Annotated in this window: 1 protein-coding gene and 1 pseudogene; one reads left to right on the top strand and one right to left on the bottom strand. The window is 78.5% G+C overall.

Annotation, left to right across the window (positions count from 1 at the left end):
* Positions 1-162 precede the first annotated feature (162 nt).
* Positions 163-657, top strand: coding sequence for a hypothetical protein (locus ACSNOD_RS31480; protein WP_436770486.1), 495 nt, complete (start codon positions 163-165; stop codon positions 655-657).
* Between the two features lie 147 nt (positions 658-804).
* On the opposite strand, the pseudogene ACSNOD_RS31475 reads toward ACSNOD_RS31480, so the two are convergent.
* Positions 805-880 (bottom strand): annotated as a pseudogene (locus ACSNOD_RS31475) (uracil-DNA glycosylase); the annotation flags it as partial.

Here is an 880-nt window from a genome sequence, read left to right as displayed (position 1 = left end):
GGCGGGGGGAGCCTCCGGTGACGGGCCGGGGGACCCGTTCGGCGGGGCCGGGGCACCGCCTCTCGCCGTACGCGGCCGAGCGCCTGAGCGCGTACGCCGCCCGCTCCGGTTAGCGTCGAGGCACGACCGGCGCGGTGCCGGCGGGCACCGGCGGGAGACGCGATGGCGAAGGAGCGGCGGGAGGCGTCGGACGACGCCGTCATGACCCGGATCGGCCAGGCGGTCATGCTGCACCGGGCCGGCGACCGGGAGGAGGCCCGCAACCGCCTGGCCGCGCTGTGGGCGGAGCTCGGCGAGGACGGCGACCCCCTGCACCGCTGCACGCTCGCCCACTATCTGGCAGACCTCCAGGACGACCCGGACGACGAGCTGCTGTGGGACGCGCGGGCGCTCGCCGCCGCCGACGGGGGAGCGGCGGGGCGGCCCCCGGCCGACCACCCTTCGAGGGCCGTGCGGGCCCTCTACCCGTCCCTGCACCTCAATCTCGCCGCCGACCACCTCAAGCTAGGCCGGCCGGAGGCGGCCCGGGCCCAGCTGGAGCGGGCGCGCGCCGCCTGCCGCGTGCTGCCCGACGACGAGTACGGCGACGGGGTCCGTGCCGCGATCGGCCGACTGGAGCTGCGGCTGACGGTGGACGACGCGGATCAGTCGCCGTAGACGCCCCGGCAGATCCGTGCCGCGTCGCCGCCCTCGGCCCAGCCGCCGTAGCGGCGGCCGAGCGCGCAGACGTCCGTGGTGCGGGCGGGCGCGGGGGCGGAGGCGCGCTTCTTCCCGGCCGGCGCGGCGGGCGGTGGGGCCGGCCGGCAGCACGCCCTGGCGGGCCCACGGCATCAGATAGCCGTTGTCCGGCACCGGGTGCCCGAGCTCCTCGTGCATCTCC

It is taken from the genome of Streptomyces sp. URMC 123, from assembly GCF_051386515.1.
In the GTDB taxonomy this organism is placed as follows: domain Bacteria; phylum Actinomycetota; class Actinomycetes; order Streptomycetales; family Streptomycetaceae; genus Streptomyces.
The sequence above is the reverse complement of the archived record's forward strand: the minus strand, read 5'-3'. Positions and strand labels throughout refer to the sequence as shown.

What these genes read in the sequence shown, in the direction of transcription:
- ACSNOD_RS31480 (WP_436770486.1), top strand. Translation starts at nt 163, where the DNA reads ATGGCGAAGGAGCGGCGGGAGGCGTCGGACGACGCCGTCATGACCCGG.